A 16,653-nucleotide genomic window follows, 5' to 3' on the forward strand; every position below is an offset into this window, starting at 1 on the left:
CTTGGTGCGGTCCTGGCTGTGGTCTGCTCTTGTCCTTCTTGCGTGTAACCCCATCATTGATGAGAAGGTGACGCGCATCACCCTTGCGTTCATATTGGTCATGGAAGGTGTTGATGATCCGGCGCTGGAGCATCGCCCGCAGGCTGTTTGCGGCCAACCTGCTGTTCGTGGTGGCCCTGACGGCCATCGTTGGTACGGCCGTGTTCGTGGACGCGCGCGATCACGCCTACGACGAGGCCGGACGCCGGATGGCCGGCATCGCCACCGCCGTCGCCGACGCCCCCTTCGTCCTGGCGGCGGCGGACACAGCCGATCCCACGGCCCTGCTGCAGCCGTATGCCCTGAAGACCATGAACGACGCCGACGCGGATTTCATCACGATCATGGCCCCGGACCGCACACGCTGGACCCACCCGCGCGATGAGGAACTGGGCAAACCGTATATCGGCTCCATCGACGCAGCCCTCCATGGCCAGGTGTTCACGGAAGTCGTGGCCGGCACCCTCGGCCCGTCGGTGCGCACCATCGCCCCGGTGAAGGACGCCCACGGCAAGGTCCGGGCGCTCGTGGCCGCGGGCGTGACGGTCCGGACGGTGGACGTCGCACTCTCCGGCCGGCTGCCGGCGCTGCTGGCCATCAGCCTGGCGCTGCTGGCCGGCGGGTCGGCGGCGGCCTGGCTCCTGGGACGGTACCTGCGCCGGGTGACCCGCGGCTGGGGCCCGGAAGAGCTGGGCCAGCTCTTCGCGTACTACGAATCGGTGTTGCATTCGGTGCGTGAGGGCGTGATCCTCATCGACCCCAGGGGCAAAGTGGTGATGTACAACGACCAGGCCGCCGAACTGCTCGGGCTGAGGAAACAGTCCGCCGACGGCGGTCCCACCTCCGGCGCTGACGGCGGCGTTGCGGGGGGCGGGCGCCAGGCTGCGCCCTCCCTCGCGGAGTTGCCGCTGGCCCCCAGCCTCAAGGAACTCTTCGAATCGGGGCGGACCGCCCTGGATGAGATCCACCTGACCGGCTCGCGGATCCTGGTGGTCAACCAGGGCCCCGCGGTGGGACCCGAATCTGCCGGCGCCCGCCCGCACGGAGCGAAGTCCGGCGCTGGCACTCCTGTATACGGAACGGTCGCCACCATCCGGGACCGTACCGAGATCGAATCCCTGGGCAGTGAACTCGAGACCATGCGCACGCTCTCGGACGCGCTCCGCGCCCAGACCCATGAGCACGCCAACCGGCTCCACACCATCGTCTCGCTCATGGAACTGGGCCGGGGCCCCGAGGCGCTGGACTTTGCCACCAAGGACCTGGAACTGAGCCAGCGGCTCACGGATGACATTGTGAGCTCCATCGAGGAACCCGTGCTCGGCGCCCTGATCATGGGCAAGGCAGCCGAAGCACACGAACGCGGCGTCGAACTGACCCTCAATGCCATCGGTTCGACGGCCGTGACCGGACTGGCCGTGCAGGACCTCGTGGCCATCCTGGGGAACCTGCTGGACAATGCCATCGACGCCGCGGCCGAGGCGCCGGCACCCAGGCTCGTGGAGCTGACCGTCGAGACCACCGGCTCCGCCCTGGAGATTACCGTGGAGGACAGCGGCCCCGGGATCGATCCCGCGGCCGTGGAGGACGTCTTCCGGCACGGTTTCAGCACCAAGGCCCCGGGACCGTTCGGACGCGGCCTTGGGCTGGCCCTGGTGCGCCAGGCGGTCCAGCGGCTGGGCGGTACCATGACAATCACCAGCCCGGCCGGGGCGCTGTTCCGCGTCACTCTGCCCGTCACAACACCGCCGGCCACTACGCTGCCGGTCACTACCGAGGGACAACCATGAGCGAGATCCGGGTGCTCGTCGTCGAGGACGAGCCCATCGCTGCCGCAGCGCACGCCGCCTACATAGAAAGGCTGGACGGTTTCACCCTGGCGGGCTCCGCGCCCGACGGCCAGTCCGCCCTGCGCCTGCTCACCGAATTCTCCGCGGCAGGCAATCCGGTGGAGCTGGTCCTGCTGGACATGAACCTCCCGGACCTGCACGGGCTGGACATCGCACGCCGGATGCGGGCGGCCGGACTGTTCGCGGACATCATCGCCATCACCGCGGTGCGGGAACTTAACATTGTCCGCAGCGCGGTGGCTACCGGCGTGGTCCAGTACCTGATCAAGCCGTTCACCTACGCGACCTTTGCGGACAAGCTCGCCAGCTACCGGCTGTTCCGCGAGCAGCTGGCCGCGCCCCTGGCCGGGGAAGCCGGAGCCCGGGCGTCCCAAAGCGATGTGGACCAGGCCTTCGCCAGCCTCCGTGCCCCGTCCGAGCTGTCGCTGCCCAAGGGCTTGGCCGTATCCACGCTGGAATCCGTCCAGGACTACATCAGGCAGCAGGCCGAGGCGGTGTCGGCCAGCGAGGTCATGGAGGCGCTCGGGATGTCCCGGGTCACTGCCCGGCGCTACCTCGAGTACCTCGCCGACGCCGGAACGGTCACCCGCGCCGCCCGCTACGGCGCCCCCGGCCGGCCGGAGAACGAATACCGCTGGAACCGGCCGCGGACGTAGGCCTGCCGCTCCCCCGTTCCCGTCACCGGGAGGGCACTTGCCGGTAGTCCCGGGAAACACTGCCGCGAAATGCCGTCCCGGCGGTTTCCTTGCGGGGATGGTCTCGAATGCTTGGTGCCATGCGGCCGCTGTTGACGTTTCAGGGCAGTGGGGCGGCGCGCGTTGCGAATAGGCGATGATCCGGGTGATCATCATTCGCCGCCCCACTGCGGTCTGGTGCCTACGGACTATGTGTGTCCGGGCCTTCTTCCTGGTTGCTTGCCGCAACCGAAGACTTCATTCCATGCGGCGGGGGCGGCCTGGCTATCGGGAGCCGCGTCGCCGATGGCCGTGCGTTTTACATGATGCCGGTGGGAACCAGCAGGACCCAGGCGAGGGCCGGGGCTACGAGCACCACTCCCCCGGCATACGCCATCAGCTGCCGGTAGACTCGCTGCCTGTCGTTGGCGCGGGCGTTGGCGACCACCAGCGCCCCGTCGGTGGAGAAGGGCGAGACATCCACCACCGTGGCAGCTATAGCCAGCGCCGCGACCGTTCCTGAGGCGCTCAGCGAGCTGGTAGCCAGGAGCGGACCGGCCAGGGGAATGAACGCGGTCAGCAACGCCGTGGATGAGGCGAAGGCTGAGCCGACCCCAATGACGTAGCAGAGGACCAGGGCCACCAGCAGCGGTGCGCCCAGTGCCAGAGCCTGCTCAGCGAGGGTGTCGATGACGCCAACGTGCTGGAGCAGGGAGACATAGGTGATCATGCCGGCTACCAGCAGGACGGTGGACCAGGAGACGCCGCCGATGAACGTCTGGTGTTCTTTGATGTTGACCAGCGCCAGCAGGAGTCCGGCAGAGAGCGCGACAAAGCCGATCGGCAAGTGGAAGCCCAGGGTGCACACGAGCATCACCGCGATCAGTGCCAGCGTGAGGATCTGCTGCCCGTGAGGGCGGCTGGTGCGGGCGGTGTCGACGTCGGCATGCTGGCCGCCTTCGCCGTCCCGCAGCCTGCCCAGGAGGGCGAACAGGACGATGGTGAGCACGGAGAGAATGAGATTGATGGCGAAGCTGGCGATGAAGAGTGCGCCCTGGGAAACGGGAAATCCGTTCTTCAGGGCGATGTCGTGCACCAGCACCCCGGCGACGGACAGCGGGGAAAAGCCGCCGGCGTGGGCTCCGTTGATGATGAATGCGCCCATCAGCACGGGATGGATCCGGGACTCGTAGGCGAAGCCGATGGCCGCCGGTGCCAGCAGCGCGACGGCGGCCGGCGAGAAGGTGCCCAGTGACGTGAGCGCAGCAGCGATCAGGAAGAACACCCAGGGCAGCAGCATCGTCTTGCCCCTGACGAGGCGTACGCAGGTCTGGACGATGATGTCGATGGTGCCGTTCCGCTGGGCCATGCTGAAGAAGTACGTGACTCCGATGATCGTCACGACGATGCTGGCGGGGAACTCTTCGAGGATCTGCTTGTCCGTCATTCCGAGCATGAAATAGCCGACGCCGAAGGAGGCCACCAGCCCCATCACGCCGATGTTCAGCGGCCATTTCGTGGCGACGATGAACATTATGACGAGGATGACGAGCGGGATGATTTGGACAGCGGTCATGGAGTGCTCCGGTTGCGGGGTGGCCGAAGGGTTGAAGATATCACCCCCCAGCACGAGCGCAATCAACGCCAGGAACGCGAACCCGGCGGCCGCCGCCAGTAGGATTCGGCGGCGGCGGGTTGGACGCGGGGCATCGTTGTCCCGGGTCTCGTCCGCAGCGACAGCGGTGCGGTGCTCAGTCTTGGTCATGATCGTCTCCTCAGCGGGTGGCTCCCGCGAGGGAGGCAGCGACGGCGCTGCCGGGGACCTCGGGGAGATGGATGATGGTTGTGGCGATGGTGCGGGCCGTGCGGTCGACGCCTACGAGGAGCGTCCCGTCGTGCTCCTCGCTCCAGGTCTCGATGACCCCGGCGGGGGTGCGGAGCCGGAGCGTGCTCCCCAGGGAGTCGCCCGTGATGGTGTGCAGCACGGTGCCGGGGGTGCGGGCGGCCAGGGTCAGGGCGATGCTGCCGGTGATGGCCAGGGCCGGGTGGGGCTTGCCCATGGAGAGCATCATGACGTTGGCGTCGCAGCCGGGGTCGGCCTGGGCGGGCGCGGCTACGATGGCGAGCTTGGGGATGGCCCGGGCCGCTTCGGCTGTTGTGCGGACCAGCCCCATCCGCACCGCCGCCTGCCGCCGGATCTGCTCCAGGGTATCCAGCTGCAACTCCACTCCGGCGCGCCAGCTGTCGTACCTGGCCAGGTCCAGGCCCAGTTCTTCGGCGTTGACGATCACCACGGGCGCTCCGGCGTCGACCATCGACACAGTCCAGCGGGTTCCGCCGGCGGTGAGGGTGTCAGTGGCCGCTCCGGTGGGCAGCAGCGCACCGGTGGTCCTGCCGGCAGGGTCCTGGAAGCCGAGCCCCACAGCGTAGCCGGGGAAGGGTACGCCTGGCATCCGGGCGTCCGGAACGGAGGCCAGGGCTCCGGCAGGGGTGGCCACGCGCTGGACGATGATTTGGTTGGTGTTGGTGTTGCGGGTGACGATCCGGGTAACGTCTCCGTTGGGGAGCACCCAGCCCTTCTCGATGGCGTACAGACCCACCACCGCCGAGCCGTTCCCGCAGTTGCTGCCCCAGTCCACCGCGGCCTCTTCGACGCCCACTTGGGCAAAAGTGTACTCAACGTCGATGTCCCCACTGACGGGCCGGTGCAGGATCACGGCCTTGCTGGTGGTCGAGGTGGCGCCGCCGACGCCGTCGATCTGGCGCGGGTCCGGGCTGCCGAACAGCCGCGGCAGCAGCACATCGAGGCTGGTGCCGCCCGCCTGAAGATGTTCCGCTTCGAACACCCAGCACTTGCTGGTGCCTCCGCGCATCCATTGGGCTTCGATCTTCATGGTTTTTCCCGCTTCTCCTCGTGCCTCAGACTTGAATGAGGACCTGAAAAGAGATTGAGCCAGATCACAACTTTAGACAATGTTGGATTTTTTCAGGGGGATGTAGGATTGCTTAACTCATAGAGCGCTGGAGGATTATTCCCCAGCTGCAAAGCGTCCGTTGCCAGGAAAAGTGCTCGAAGTCCTCAAGGGAGGCCCGGTCCCGGCAGGGAATGAACCAAAGGCGAAGAAGGGTGAAGCGTTGCTAAAGGACGAAGGCCAGGATTTGTTCGATATAAGGCGGCTGGCGCTTTTGCTGGAGGTGGTGGAGCAGGGCTCGATCACCGCGGCGGCCGAGTTGATGATGTACACGCCCTCGGCCGTCTCCCAGCAGCTGCGCAAGCTCGAGCAGGAGGTGGGGCAGCCTCTGCTCACCCGTCGCTCCCGCGGGGTGGTGCCCACCGAGGCCGGCCAGGTTCTGGCCGGCCACGCCCGCAAGATCGTCTGGCAGATGCAGGCAGCCCGGTCCGACCTGGGCCAGATTGCGGGCCTAAGACGCGGTTCCCTGACCGTGGGTACGTTCCCAACCCTGGCCGGATCCTTCCTGCCCATCGTCATCCGGACCTTCAAAAAGCGCTACCCGGCCATCAGCCTCTCGTTGCGCAGCGCCCGCTTCGATGAACTCGTCGCAGATCTGCAGTCCGGAGTCACGGGTCTGTGCCTGCTCTGGGATTACCCCTGGAACCCGTTCCGGGACGATTCCATCCGCGTAACCGAGGTCTTCCGGGAGAGCACCGTCATCCTGGTGGCCCGCAGCCACCCGCTCGCCGAGCGTGAGCAGGTAAGCATGGACGACCTGCGCAACGAGTCCTGGATCGTGCGCGCCGAGGCCCACCCCGTCGTGGAGGTGCTGCAGCGCTCCGCTCACGACGCCGGATTCGAACCGGAGATTGCCTTCCTGGCCAACGACTACCAGGAGGCCCAGGCCATGGTCAGCGTGGGAATGGGCGTGGCCATGGTGCCCAAGACCGCCGTAGCACTTCAGCATCCCGACGTGAAGGTGCTGAGCCTGGGWTCCGCTGCCCCGCTGCGGAGGATACTGCTGGCGCAGCGGGAGGACAAGGTCTATGCCCCGGCCGAGGTGGCCTTCCACTCCACCCTGTTGGAAATCGCCCGCGAACGGGCCGGCGACTATCACTAGACCACGAGGCTGCTCCGGTCACGCAGGGCCGGGGCGCAGGGTGTCGATCAGCGCGTCGATCACGCCGGCGTCCTCGATCGTGGAGGGCACCACGTAGGTCTCGCCGTCGGCGATCTGGCGCATGGTCTTGCGCAGGATCTTTCCCGAACGGGTCTTCGGCAGAGCGTCCACCACGGTGACGTGCTTGAAGTCCGCCACGGCCCCGATGTCGCGCCGGACCAGGGCGATCAGGTCCTTGACGAGGACGTCCTCGGGCACGTCAACCCCGGACTTGAGGACCACATAGCCGCTGGGCCGCTGGCCCTTGAGCGGGTCGGCGAGGCCGATCACGGCGCATTCGGCAACTGCCGGGTGCTGGCCGATCACCTGTTCCATGGCGCCGGTGGAGAGCCGGTGTCCGGCGACGTTGATGATGTCATCTGTGCGGCCCATGACGAAGACGTAGCCGTCCTCGTCCCGGTAGCCGGAGTCACCGGTGGCGTAGTAGCCCTCAAACGCCTGGAGGTAGGAGGAAATGTAGCGGTCGTCGTTGCGCCAGAGCGTGGTCAGGGTGCCAGGCGGCAGCGGCAGGCCCAGGACGATGTTGCCTTCCATGCCGGCCTCGACGTCCCCGCCGGCGCCGTCGACGACGTTGAGCCGGAAGCCGGGCATCGGGACGCTCGGCGACCCGGCCTTGATCGGCAGTCCGCCGAGGCCGCGGGGGTTGGCGCAGATGGCCCAGCCGGTCTCCGTCTGCCACCAGTGGTCGACCACCGGAACACCGAGCACCCGGGAGGCCCAGTGGAAGGTATCGGTGTCCAGCCGCTCGCCGGCCGCGAACAGGGTCCGCAGGCTGGCAATGTCGTATTTGTCCAGGAACCGGCCCTCAGGGTCGGCCTTGCGGATGGCCCGCAGCGCGGTGGGCGCGGTGAACAGCACGTTGACCTTGTGGTCCTGGATGACCCGCCAGAACGCGCCGGCGTCGGGCGTCCCCACCGGCTTCCCTTCGTACAGCACCGTGGTGGCGCCGGCCAGCAGCGGACCGTAGACGATGTAGGAGTGGCCCACCACCCAGCCGACGTCCGAGGCGGTCCACATGACGTCGCCGGGACCGACGTCGTAGAGGTTTTCCATGGTCCATTTCAGGGCCACGGCGTGGCCGCCGTTGTCCCGCACCACGCCCTTGGGCGAGCCGGTGGTGCCCGAGGTGTAGAGGATGTACAGCGGGTCCGTGGCCTTGACGTCCACCGGCGCGGCCGCCTCGGCGGAGGCCATCTCGGTGTCCCAGTCGAGCCATTCGGGGTGCTCGGCCGCCATGGAGGCCACCGTCGAGGCGAAGCCGTCCCTGGCCTTGACCAGCACCGGGGTTCCGGCGGCGCCGGCGATACTGAGGGCCTCGGCGACGGCGGGCAGGTACTCAATCCGGCGCGACGGCTCGATGCCGCCGGACGCCGCCACCACCGCCGCGGGGGCTGCGTCGCGGATGCGGGCGGCAAGTTCCTTGGGAGCAAACCCGCCGAAGACGACCGAGTGCACGGCGCCGAGCCGTGCGGTGGCCAGCATCGCGATCACGGCCTCGGGGATCATCGGCATGTAAATCACCACGCGGTCGCCCTTGCCGACGCCGCTGCGGCGCAGGACACCGGCGAACCGGGCCACGAGGTCCGTCAGTTCCGCATAAGTATAGCTCTGCCGGATGCCCAACATCGCTGAGTCGTAGACCAGGGCATCCTGCTCACCCCTGCCCTGGGCGACGTGCCGGTCGAGGGCGTTGTACGACGTGTTCAGGACCCCGTCCGGAAACCAGTCGTAGAGCGGCGCCCGGCCCGCGTCAAGGGCCTGCTGCGGTGGCGTCTGCCAGGAGATCCCTTCCGCGGCCTCCAGCCAGAACTCTGCGGGATGTTCCAGGCTCCGTTCGTAGGCGGCCCGGTAGCTCTTGGTGACCATGACGTACATCCTGTCCACGACGTTGTGATGCAGCCATGGTAAACCGGGGCGGACCGGCGATACAAGGGTCATGTATACACAACTCGGCTATTTGTTCACCACAGGCGGCAATTGCTGGGCAAAGGGCCGTGGCGTGTATACACTGATGATGTTCCATCCCGACACAGCCACCACCGAAGGAGGCAGGATGCGCGCCAGCGACAAGGCCTACGCGGCCCTGCGCGACGACATCATCGAATGGCGCCTCCTGCCCGGAACCGTGCTCGCGGAGGTGGAACAGTCGGCGCGCCTCGGCATCTCCCGCACCCCGCTGCGGGAGGCCCTCAGCCGGCTCACGGCCGAAGGGCTGACGACGACGGCGGGCGGCCGCGGCGTCGTCGTCACCGACATTTCCCTGGACGACATCGACGAACTGTTCGAACTGCGCGAAACCCTCGAGGGCAGGGCCGCCGCCCTCGCCGCCGAGCGCGGCGACCCCGCAACCTTCGATGCGTTGCGGCGCGAACTGCTCCAGGCCCCGGAACTGATCGGCGGCCAGGATCCGGCCCTGCACGACTACTACGGGCTGGTCGGACGGCTGGACGCGGCCGTCGACGCTGCCATCTCCAACGCCTACCTCGTCCAGGCCATGCGCAGCCTCCGCGTCCACCTCGTGCGCGTCCGCCGGCTGGCCGCCGACGACGCCGCCCGGCTTACTGCCGCCGCCGCCGAGCACGCGGCCATCGCCGAGGCGATCGCCGCCGGCAACCCGCGCCTGGCCGAGGCCGCCACCACGCTTCACCTGCACCGCAGTCTTTCGCACGTCAAAGCCACCCATACACCTCAGCAAAGGGAGCACCATGGTTAAGGAACACCACGTCCGCGTTTACAAGAGCGAGGAAAACCTGGGCCGCGAGGACCAGCTCGCCTACAAGATCGCCAAGGTCGCCGCTGATCCCGTGGAGGTCACCGATGAGGTCACCGACATGGTGATCAACCGGATCATCGACAACGCCTCGGTGGCGGTCGCGTCGCTGAACCGCGCCCCGATCGTCGCGGCCCGGGCCCAGGCCCTCACCCACGGCCCCAGCACCGGCGGCAAGGGCGCCAAGGTCTTCGGCATCGAGGAACGCGTCTCCCCCGAATGGGCTGCCTGGGCCAACGGCGTCGCGGTCCGTGAGCTCGACTACCACGACACCTTCCTGGCCGCGGACTACTCGCACCCGGGTGACAACATCCCCCCGGTCCTGGCCGTCGCCCAGCACGTCGGTTCCAGCGGCCGGGACTTGGTCCGCGGCATCGCCACCGGCTACGAGATCCAGGTCAACCTGGTCAAAGCCATCTGCCTGCACAAGCACAAGATCGACCACGTGGCCCACCTCGGCCCCTCCGCCGCCGCCGGCATCGGCACCCTGCTGGGCCTCGACGTCGAGACCATCTTCCAGTCGGTCGGCCAGGCGCTGCACACCACCACCGCCACCCGGCAGTCCCGCAAGGGCGAAATCTCCACCTGGAAGGCGCACGCCCCGGCGTTCGCCGGCAAGATGGCCGTCGAATCCGCGGACCGTGCGATGCGCGGCCAGACCTCCCCCGTGCCGATCTACGAGGGCGAAGACGGCGTGATCGCCTGGATGCTGGACGGCCCGGAGGCCTCCTACACCGTCCCGCTGCCGGAGGCCGGCGAAGCCAAGCGGGCCATCATGGACACGTACACCAAGGAACACTCGGCCGAATACCAGGCCCAGGCGTGGATCGACCTCGCCCGCAAGCTCAACGGCGAACACCCCGAGGTCACGGACCCGGCCAACGTCGAGTCCGTGCTGATCAAGACCAGCCACCACACCCACTACGTGATCGGCTCCGGCGCCAACGACCCGCAGAAGTACGATCCCACGGCCAGCCGCGAGACGCTGGACCACTCGATCCCGTACATTTTCACCGTCGCCCTGCAGGACGGCACCTGGCACCACGTTGACTCCTACGCCCCGGAACGCGCTGCCCGCCCGGACACCGTTGAACTCTGGCACAAGGTCAGCACTGTCGAGGATCCGGAATGGACCCGCCGCTACCACTCCCTGGACATCGCCGAGAAGGCCTTCGGCGGCACCGTGGAGATCACGCTCAAGGACGGCACGGTCATCACCGATGACATCGCGGTCGCCGATGCCCACCCGCTGGGCGCCCGGCCGTTCGCCCGGGAGCAGTACGTCAACAAGTTCCGCACCCTCGCCGCCGGCCTGGTGGCCGACGAGGAGATCGAGCGCTTCCTTGCCGCCGCCGCCCGGCTCCCCGAGCTCGCCGCCGGCGAGCTGGACCAGCTGAACATCCAGGCCGCCGACGGCGTGATCGACCTCGCCGGCGCCCCGAAGGGACTCTTCTAATGTTGTATTCGAAGGTCACACCTGAGCAGAAGCGGATCCGGTTCCGCGAAATCCTCGCCTCCGGCACCATCGCCCAGTTCCCCGGCGCGTTCAACCCGCTCTCGGCGCGGCTGATCGAGGAGAAGGGCTTCGCCGGGGTGTACATTTCCGGCGCCGTCCTCGCCAATGACCTGGGCCTGCCGGACATCGGGCTGACCACCCTCACGGAGGTGGCCACCCGCGCCGGGCAGATCGCCCGGATGACGGACCTGCCGGCGATCGTCGACGCCGACACCGGCTTCGGTGAGCCCATGAACGTGGCCCGGTCGGTCCAGGAACTCGAGAACGCCGGCCTGGCCGGCTGCCACATCGAGGACCAGTTCAACCCCAAGCGCTGCGGCCACCTCGACGGGAAGAACGTCGTGGACCTGGAGACCGCCACCAAGCGGATCCGGGCCGCGGCCGATGCCCGCCGCGACCCGAACTTCCTGATCATGGCCCGGACCGACATCCGCGCCACGGACGGGCTCGAGGCCGCCCAGGAGCGCGCCAAAGCGCTCGTGGAGGCCGGTGCGGACGCGATCTTCCCGGAGGCGATGAAGGACCTGGCCGAATTCCAGGCCATCCGCGATGCCGTTGACGTCCCGATCCTGGCCAACATGACCGAATTCGGCCAGAGTGCCTTGTTCACCGTGGAGGAGCTGGCCGGCGTCGGCGTCAATATGGTCATTTATCCGGTGACGCTGCTCCGTAGTGCCATGGGCGCTGCGGAGCGTACTCTGGAATCGATTAAGGCCGACGGAACCCAGGAGGCACAGGTTGGAAGCATGCTGACCCGTGCGCGTTTGTACGATCTCGTTGATTACGAGGCTTACAACCGTTTCGATACCGGAGTCTTTAATTTCCAGATCCCAGGTAAGTAAGCCCCGCATAGAACCTCCGGCACGTGCCGGTACACAGGCGTTAGGAACAAAGGAGTTTCAGCATGGCTGAACAGGACATTAAGAAGGGCCTCGCCGGCGTCGTGGTGGACTACACCGCGGTCTCCAAGGTCAACCCGGACACGAACTCGCTGCTGTACCGCGGCTACCCCGTCCAGGAACTGGCTGCCAAGTGCAGCTTCGAGGAAGTCGCGTACCTGCTCTGGAACGGCGAGCTGCCCGACGCGGAGCAGCTGGCGGAGTTCACCGCCCGGGAACGCGCCGGGCGTGCCCTGGATCCGGTCGTCAAACAGGTGATTGACGCGCTGCCCACCACCGCGCACCCCATGGATGTCTGCCGGACTGCCACGTCGGTGTTGGGGGCCCGGCACCCCCTTGCCGAGGACGCCTCGCGCGAAGCCAACCTGGCCAAGGCCATCGATCTGTTCGCCGCGATGCCGGCAGTGGTGGCCTACGACCAGCGGCGCCGGCACGGCCAGGACGTGGTGGAGCCCCGCGAGGATCTGGGCTACGACGCCAACTTCCTCTGGATGACGTTTGGTGAGGAAGCCGTCCCCGAAGTAGTCGACGCGTTCAATGTCTCCATGATTTTGTACGCCGAGCACTCCTTCAACGCCTCGACCTTCACGGCCCGGGTCATCACCTCCACGCTCTCGGACCTGCACTCTGCCGTGACCGGCGCCATCGGGGCCCTCAAGGGCTCGCTGCACGGCGGTGCCAACGAGGCCGTCATGCACACCTTTGACGAGATCGGCATCCGGCCGGAGGAGTCCCTGGAGGACGCCCACGTCCGGGCCAAGGCCTGGATGGAGGACGCCCTGGCCCACAAAAAGAAGGTCATGGGCTTCGGCCACCGCGTCTACAAGCACGGCGACTCCCGGGTGCCCACCATGAAGTCGGCGCTGGACAAGATGATCGCGCACTATGGCCGGCCGGAGCTCCTGGGCCTCTACAACGGGCTCGAGACGGCGATGGACGAGGCGAAGGGGATCAAGCCGAACCTCGACTATCCGACCGGCCCCACGTACCACCTCATGGGCTTCGACACGGCCACGTTCACCCCGCTGTTCGTCGCCAGCCGCATCACAGGCTGGACGGCGCACATCATGGAGCAGCTGGATTCGAACTCCCTGATCCGCCCCTTGAGCGAGTACAACGGCGTCGAGGAACGGCACCTGGCGTAGCAGGGCTTCCTGCGGGACGCACGGGACTGGACAGCCGGCACGGGCCGGCCACCTATTCGTAGGTGGCCGGCCCGTGCTGTTTGCCCGCGGACTTCAGCGCCGCGGGATCCGGACCGACGCAACGGTCTCGTTGTCCTCGTTCAGGACCACGACGACGTCGATCGTTTCGCCTGCCAGCGCCGGAGGCAGCCAGTGCCCCGCATCCTGCCACATCCGCTCCAGCGGCAACGCCGCGGAGTCGAACCATTCGGGCGTTATTTCGGGGCTCTCGGCGGGTTCGCCGTGCCACCGCCGGGTGGTGAAGAGCCGGCACGACATGTTCCAGTCAGGCCGGGCCGGAAAGATGAACTCGACAACGCCGGCGTGGGCCAGGTCCTCTTGGAGCACTATGATCCCGGCTTCTTCCCAGACCTCGCGGACCACGGCCTCGGCGTCGCTCTCCCCCGGCTCCACGTGGCCGCCGATTCCCACGATCTTGCCGATGCCAAAGCCGGTCCTCTTCATGCCCAGCAGCACCTCGGTGCCGCTCTCCGCATCACGGAGCGGGAAGCAGAGAGTGACGGGCGTGAGCTTCATGTGCTCAACCCTATAGCTGCCGCAGGCTGCCGGCGCTATCCGGCGGCCGGGCCGTCGCCGACAAGCTGCTGCCTCAGTTCGACCGGTATCCCCTTCTGCGCGAATTCCTTGTCCATGGCCTGCTGCGGCGTGAGGCCCTGGTTGTTTGTGGCTTGGAACTCCCAGTTGTAGACRCTGGACCACTCCTGCCGGACATCGCAGAGGAATCGGCCGTTCTGCAGTTTGGCGATCTTGAACCAGGCGTTGCCGCCATCGAGCTGGAGTGCCCGGATACCGTCACCGGAAATGGAGTAGGCGAGCCATCCGCCGGCGCAGCCCAGCACCGTGTAGTAGCCCTGTTCGGCGGGGGCAATCGGGATGATCGCGCGCTGCTGGTCATTGCGCTGCTGGTCAATGTTGGCCAGGGTGCATGCGACCCCGCCGGTGCTCAAAGCGGCAGGACTCGCTTTCGTGGGAGACGACGGGGCGGCTGGTGAGGCAGCGGACGGGGTTGGGGACGACGGCAATGGGCTCGCGGAGACAGTCGGGGCCGGGATGCCCGTCTGGGCAGGCCCCGGTGCTGGTTGCGGCATCAGATTGCCGCCGACAACCACCGCGCCAACGATGGCTGCAGCGGCCAGTACAGTCGCGGCCGCAGCCCGCACGGCATTGCGTCGTGCCGGAGTGCGCCCTGCCAAAAGGACGACATTCGGATCCGTGGAAAATACGATTGAGCGGGCAGAGTCGCTTCCGGACTCTGCCCCCGGCGCTCCCACCCGAGGTTTTGCATCCCTCATGAGCTGTTCGATGCGGTCCATGGCTAGTCCTTCCGTTCGGTCATGAGTTGTGAGGGGGCAGCTTTCGCGAACGCCCGGCGTGCCCGGTGCAGGCGAACCGCAGCGGCGGATGAAGAACATCCCAGCGTCTGCGCCATTTCAGCGATGGTCAGCTCGTCCCAGTAGGAGAGCATAAGGACTTCGCGGTCCCGCTCCCTGAGCTGCACCAGCACCTCTGCCACGGCGGCTCGTTCTTCATCGTTTGACCCGGGGGCTTGGCTGCGGACATCGTCTTTCAGCCTTTCGACAAGTTCCTGGCGGCGCCGGCGGCCCTTGTACTCATTGCCGACCACATTCCGGGCCGTTGCCAACAACCAGCCAATGCCGGGCGGTTCCGCCAGCTCCTTCTCCCAGGCAATTCTGAAGACGTCCGCGGCCAGTTCCTCGGCGCGGTGCCCGTCACTGATACGGCACGCAATGTAGCGGTAGACCCGCGCGGAGTGCTGGGTGTGCAGATCAATGAACGCTTGCTCTTTGGCAGCCAACATGGTGGTTCCCCCGGACATCGATGACTTCTTCTTGATGTGTAAGTGTCCAGTGAACGGCATTTCCTTACACAGGCCCGCAAAAAAGTTCGCCGTAACCGGCGCGGTGCGGGACCGGCGGACTATACCTTAGCCCAGGGCGCGCGGGTGCGCGGCGGCATAGATCTCCCGCAGCGTATCGGCCGTCACCTGGGTGTAGACCTGCGTGGTGGTCACCGAGGCGTGCCCCAGCAGTTCCTGCACCACCCGGACGTCGGCGCCGCCCTCCAGCAGGTGGGTGGCGAAGGAGTGCCGCAGCGTGTGCGGCGAAACGTCCTTGGTGATGTGGGCCTTGTCCGCCGCCGCCTTCAAAATGGTCCAGGCGCTTTGCCGGCTGATCCTGCCGCCGCGGGCGTTGAGGAACAGGGCAGGGGTGCCCTTGCCCTTGGCGGCCAGCAGGGGCCGGCCGCGGACGAGGTAGGCGTCAAGGGCTCGTGCCCCATAGGATCCGAGCGGGACGAGGCGTTCCTTGGAGCCCTTGCCGAAGAGCCTGACGATCGCGGGCCCTTCGCCGGCGTCGGACCCGCCCGAGGTATGCAGGGAAATGTCGTCAACGTCCAGGCCCACGGCTTCGCTGATGCGGGCACCGGTGGAATAGAGGAATTCGAGCAGCGAGCGGTCGCGCAGGCCGGTCGCCGTGTCCGTGCCGGCCGCCTCGAGGATCCGGGTGACCTCGTCGATGCTGATGGCCTTGGGCAGCCGCTTGCCGGGCATGGGCGGGTGGACGTCGCTGGCCGGGTCGGTGGACGTGATGCCTTCGAGGGCCCAGAACTTGTGGAGTCCGCGCACAGCCACCACCGTCCGGGCCGCCGAGCGGATGCCCAGGGCCGAGCCGCCGTCGGACCCGTCGGAGAGCGCCTGAACGAAGGCTGTGACGTCGTGCCGGGTGATCTCCGCGGGGCGTTCCCGGCCCGCGTGGGCCAGATGCCTGGCGTAGCGGGCCAGGTCCCGCCGGTAGGCGGAGAGCGTGTTGGCCGCGAGGCCCCGCTCCACGCCCATGTGCTGCAGGTAGTCAGTGATTGCGCGGTCGATCGCCGTCACCGCCCGGGCGGGCGGGCGCTCGGGAGCGGCTGCCTGCGCCGGGGCCGGCGGTTCGGCAATCAGCGGTTCCACTAGCGCTGGCTGGGATGGGCGGGCCAGGGCGCGTCGGCCGGGCGGAGGCTTTCGAAGTTGCCCGCGCGGGCGGCGGCAGCAGCCAGGACGCCGACGACGGCGGACGGGTTGTGGAGGCGGCCGTCAAGGACCGCCCGCACGGCCTCGTCCAGCGGGGTCCAGCGCAGTTCGATTTCGGCTTCCTCGTCGGTGCGGACGTGCCGCTCATGTCCCGGCACCTCACTCAGGCCGCGGGCCAGGTAGATGCGGATGGCCTCGCTGGAGGAGCCCGGGGAGTTGAAGAAGTCCGCCAGCACGTTCCAGCGGTCCGCGACGAGGTCTGCTTCCTCGGCCAGTTCGCGGGCGGCCCCGAMGACGAAGTCCTCCCCTTCGACGTCAAGCAGCCCGGCGGGGATCTCCCAGAGATCCATGCCGACGGGGTGCCGGTACTGCCGGAGCAGCAGCACGTCGCCGTCGTCGTTCATCGGGAGAACCGCCACCGCGCCGGGATGGTCGATATAGTCCCGGACCAGGGTGTCGCCGTCGTCGTTGAGCTGGAAACTGTCGCTGACGACGTCCCAGATCCTGCCCTCGTACACCTTCCGGGACGACAAAAGAC

The 16,653-nt window shown here is 67.5% G+C and carries 15 protein-coding genes; 7 read left to right on the forward strand and 8 right to left on the reverse strand.

Annotated elements, in window-relative coordinates; translation table 11 throughout:
• Nucleotides 1-113 precede the first annotated feature (113 nt).
• Together AC1D1W_RS08700 and AC1D1W_RS08705 are read left to right on the forward strand one after the other, a co-directional pair.
• Nucleotides 114-1,829: a sensor histidine kinase gene (locus tag AC1D1W_RS08700; protein ID WP_243179563.1), complete on the forward strand. Its 1,716-nt coding sequence runs from the start codon at nt 114-116 to the stop codon at nt 1,827-1,829.
• Nucleotides 1,826-2,545, forward strand: coding sequence for a response regulator (locus tag AC1D1W_RS08705; protein ID WP_476943448.1), 720 nt, complete (start codon nt 1,826-1,828; stop codon nt 2,543-2,545). The genes AC1D1W_RS08700 and AC1D1W_RS08705 overlap by 4 nt, the downstream gene beginning before the upstream one ends.
• A 337-nt stretch (nt 2,546-2,882) precedes the next feature.
• On the opposite strand, the gene AC1D1W_RS08710 is transcribed toward AC1D1W_RS08705, so the two are convergent.
• Both AC1D1W_RS08710 and AC1D1W_RS08715 read right to left on the reverse strand, forming a co-directional pair.
• Nucleotides 2,883-4,328 carry an SLC13 family permease gene (locus AC1D1W_RS08710; RefSeq protein ID WP_476943449.1) on the reverse strand — a complete coding sequence of 482 codons (1,446 nt, stop codon included), beginning with the start codon at nt 4,326-4,328 and terminating at the stop codon, nt 2,883-2,885.
• 10 nt (nt 4,329-4,338) lie between these two features.
• Nucleotides 4,339-5,457, reverse strand: coding sequence for a PrpF domain-containing protein (locus AC1D1W_RS08715; protein ID WP_243179566.1), 1,119 nt, complete (start codon nt 5,455-5,457; stop codon nt 4,339-4,341).
• A gap of 241 nt (nt 5,458-5,698) precedes the next feature.
• Between AC1D1W_RS08715 and AC1D1W_RS08720 the strand changes: the two genes are divergently transcribed.
• Nucleotides 5,699-6,637, forward strand: coding sequence for a LysR family transcriptional regulator (locus AC1D1W_RS08720; protein ID WP_459385980.1), 939 nt, complete (start codon nt 5,699-5,701; stop codon nt 6,635-6,637).
• Nucleotides 6,638-6,655: 18 nt separating this feature from the next.
• On the opposite strand, the gene AC1D1W_RS08725 is transcribed toward AC1D1W_RS08720, so the two are convergent.
• On the reverse strand, nt 6,656-8,563 hold the full coding sequence (locus tag AC1D1W_RS08725) for an AMP-binding protein (RefSeq protein ID WP_476943453.1): 1,908 nt from the start codon (nt 8,561-8,563) through the stop codon (nt 6,656-6,658).
• A 187-nt stretch (nt 8,564-8,750) separates the two neighbouring features.
• On the opposite strand from AC1D1W_RS08725, the gene AC1D1W_RS08730 reads away from it, so the two are divergent.
• The 4 genes from AC1D1W_RS08730 to AC1D1W_RS08745 all read left to right on the forward strand — a co-directional run bounded on the left by AC1D1W_RS08730 (nt 8,751) and on the right by AC1D1W_RS08745 (nt 13,027).
• Complete coding sequence (locus AC1D1W_RS08730; RefSeq protein WP_476943450.1) at nt 8,751-9,410, forward strand: GntR family transcriptional regulator; 660 nt, start codon at nt 8,751-8,753, stop codon at nt 9,408-9,410.
• Entirely contained in the window at nt 9,403-10,923 is a 1,521-nt protein-coding gene (locus tag AC1D1W_RS08735) for an MmgE/PrpD family protein (protein ID WP_243179568.1), read from the forward strand. Before AC1D1W_RS08730 ends, AC1D1W_RS08735 begins: the two co-directional genes overlap by 8 nt.
• Nucleotides 10,923-11,825 carry a methylisocitrate lyase gene (gene prpB / locus AC1D1W_RS08740; RefSeq protein WP_028277409.1) on the forward strand — a complete coding sequence of 301 codons (903 nt, stop codon included), beginning with the start codon at nt 10,923-10,925 and terminating at the stop codon, nt 11,823-11,825. Before AC1D1W_RS08735 ends, prpB begins: the two co-directional genes overlap by 1 nt.
• A 62-nt stretch (nt 11,826-11,887) precedes the next feature.
• A complete protein-coding gene (locus AC1D1W_RS08745; RefSeq protein WP_028277410.1) occupies nt 11,888-13,027 on the forward strand; it encodes a bifunctional 2-methylcitrate synthase/citrate synthase in 1,140 nt (379 codons plus the stop codon).
• A 93-nt stretch (nt 13,028-13,120) separates the two neighbouring features.
• Here AC1D1W_RS08745 and AC1D1W_RS08750 read toward each other — a convergent pair whose 3' ends face one another.
• The 5 genes from AC1D1W_RS08750 to AC1D1W_RS08770 form a co-directional block, all read right to left on the reverse strand.
• Entirely contained in the window at nt 13,121-13,603 is a 483-nt protein-coding gene (locus AC1D1W_RS08750; protein WP_028277411.1) for an 8-oxo-dGTP diphosphatase, read from the reverse strand.
• Nucleotides 13,604-13,638: 35 nt separating this feature from the next.
• Nucleotides 13,639-14,034, reverse strand: coding sequence for a hypothetical protein (locus AC1D1W_RS08755; RefSeq protein WP_028277412.1), 396 nt, complete (start codon nt 14,032-14,034; stop codon nt 13,639-13,641).
• A 368-nt stretch (nt 14,035-14,402) separates the two neighbouring features.
• Nucleotides 14,403-14,924 carry an RNA polymerase sigma factor gene (locus AC1D1W_RS08760; protein ID WP_476943451.1) on the reverse strand — a complete coding sequence of 174 codons (522 nt, stop codon included), beginning with the start codon at nt 14,922-14,924 and terminating at the stop codon, nt 14,403-14,405.
• Between the two features lie 108 nt (nt 14,925-15,032).
• Nucleotides 15,033-16,043, reverse strand: coding sequence for a site-specific tyrosine recombinase XerD (xerD, locus tag AC1D1W_RS08765; protein ID WP_439954111.1), 1,011 nt, complete (start codon nt 16,041-16,043; stop codon nt 15,033-15,035).
• 11 nt (nt 16,044-16,054) lie between these two features.
• A partial coding sequence (locus tag AC1D1W_RS08770) for an NUDIX domain-containing protein (protein ID WP_476943452.1) occupies nt 16,055-16,653 on the reverse strand: 599 nt, incomplete at its 5' end.

This window comes from Arthrobacter sp. P1_B4 (assembly GCF_056406555.1).

What these genes read in the sequence shown, in the direction of transcription:
- AC1D1W_RS08700 (WP_243179563.1), top strand. Translation starts at nt 114, where the DNA reads ATGATCCGGCGCTGGAGCATCGCCCGCAGGCTGTTTGCGGCCAACCTG.
- AC1D1W_RS08705 (WP_476943448.1), top strand. Translation starts at nt 1,826, where the DNA reads ATGAGCGAGATCCGGGTGCTCGTCGTCGAGGACGAGCCCATCGCTGCC.
- AC1D1W_RS08710 (WP_476943449.1), bottom strand. Translation starts at nt 4,328, where the DNA reads ATGACCAAGACTGAGCACCGCACCGCTGTCGCTGCGGACGAGACCCGG.
- AC1D1W_RS08715 (WP_243179566.1), bottom strand. Translation starts at nt 5,457, where the DNA reads ATGAAGATCGAAGCCCAATGGATGCGCGGAGGCACCAGCAAGTGCTGG.
- AC1D1W_RS08725 (WP_476943453.1), bottom strand. Translation starts at nt 8,563, where the DNA reads ATGGTCACCAAGAGCTACCGGGCCGCCTACGAACGGAGCCTGGAACAT.
- AC1D1W_RS08730 (WP_476943450.1), top strand. Translation starts at nt 8,751, where the DNA reads ATGCGCGCCAGCGACAAGGCCTACGCGGCCCTGCGCGACGACATCATC.
- AC1D1W_RS08735 (WP_243179568.1), top strand. Translation starts at nt 9,403, where the DNA reads ATGGTTAAGGAACACCACGTCCGCGTTTACAAGAGCGAGGAAAACCTG.
- prpB (WP_028277409.1), top strand. Translation starts at nt 10,923, where the DNA reads ATGTTGTATTCGAAGGTCACACCTGAGCAGAAGCGGATCCGGTTCCGC.
- AC1D1W_RS08745 (WP_028277410.1), top strand. Translation starts at nt 11,888, where the DNA reads ATGGCTGAACAGGACATTAAGAAGGGCCTCGCCGGCGTCGTGGTGGAC.
- AC1D1W_RS08750 (WP_028277411.1), bottom strand. Translation starts at nt 13,603, where the DNA reads ATGAAGCTCACGCCCGTCACTCTCTGCTTCCCGCTCCGTGATGCGGAG.
- AC1D1W_RS08760 (WP_476943451.1), bottom strand. Translation starts at nt 14,924, where the DNA reads ATGTCCGGGGGAACCACCATGTTGGCTGCCAAAGAGCAAGCGTTCATT.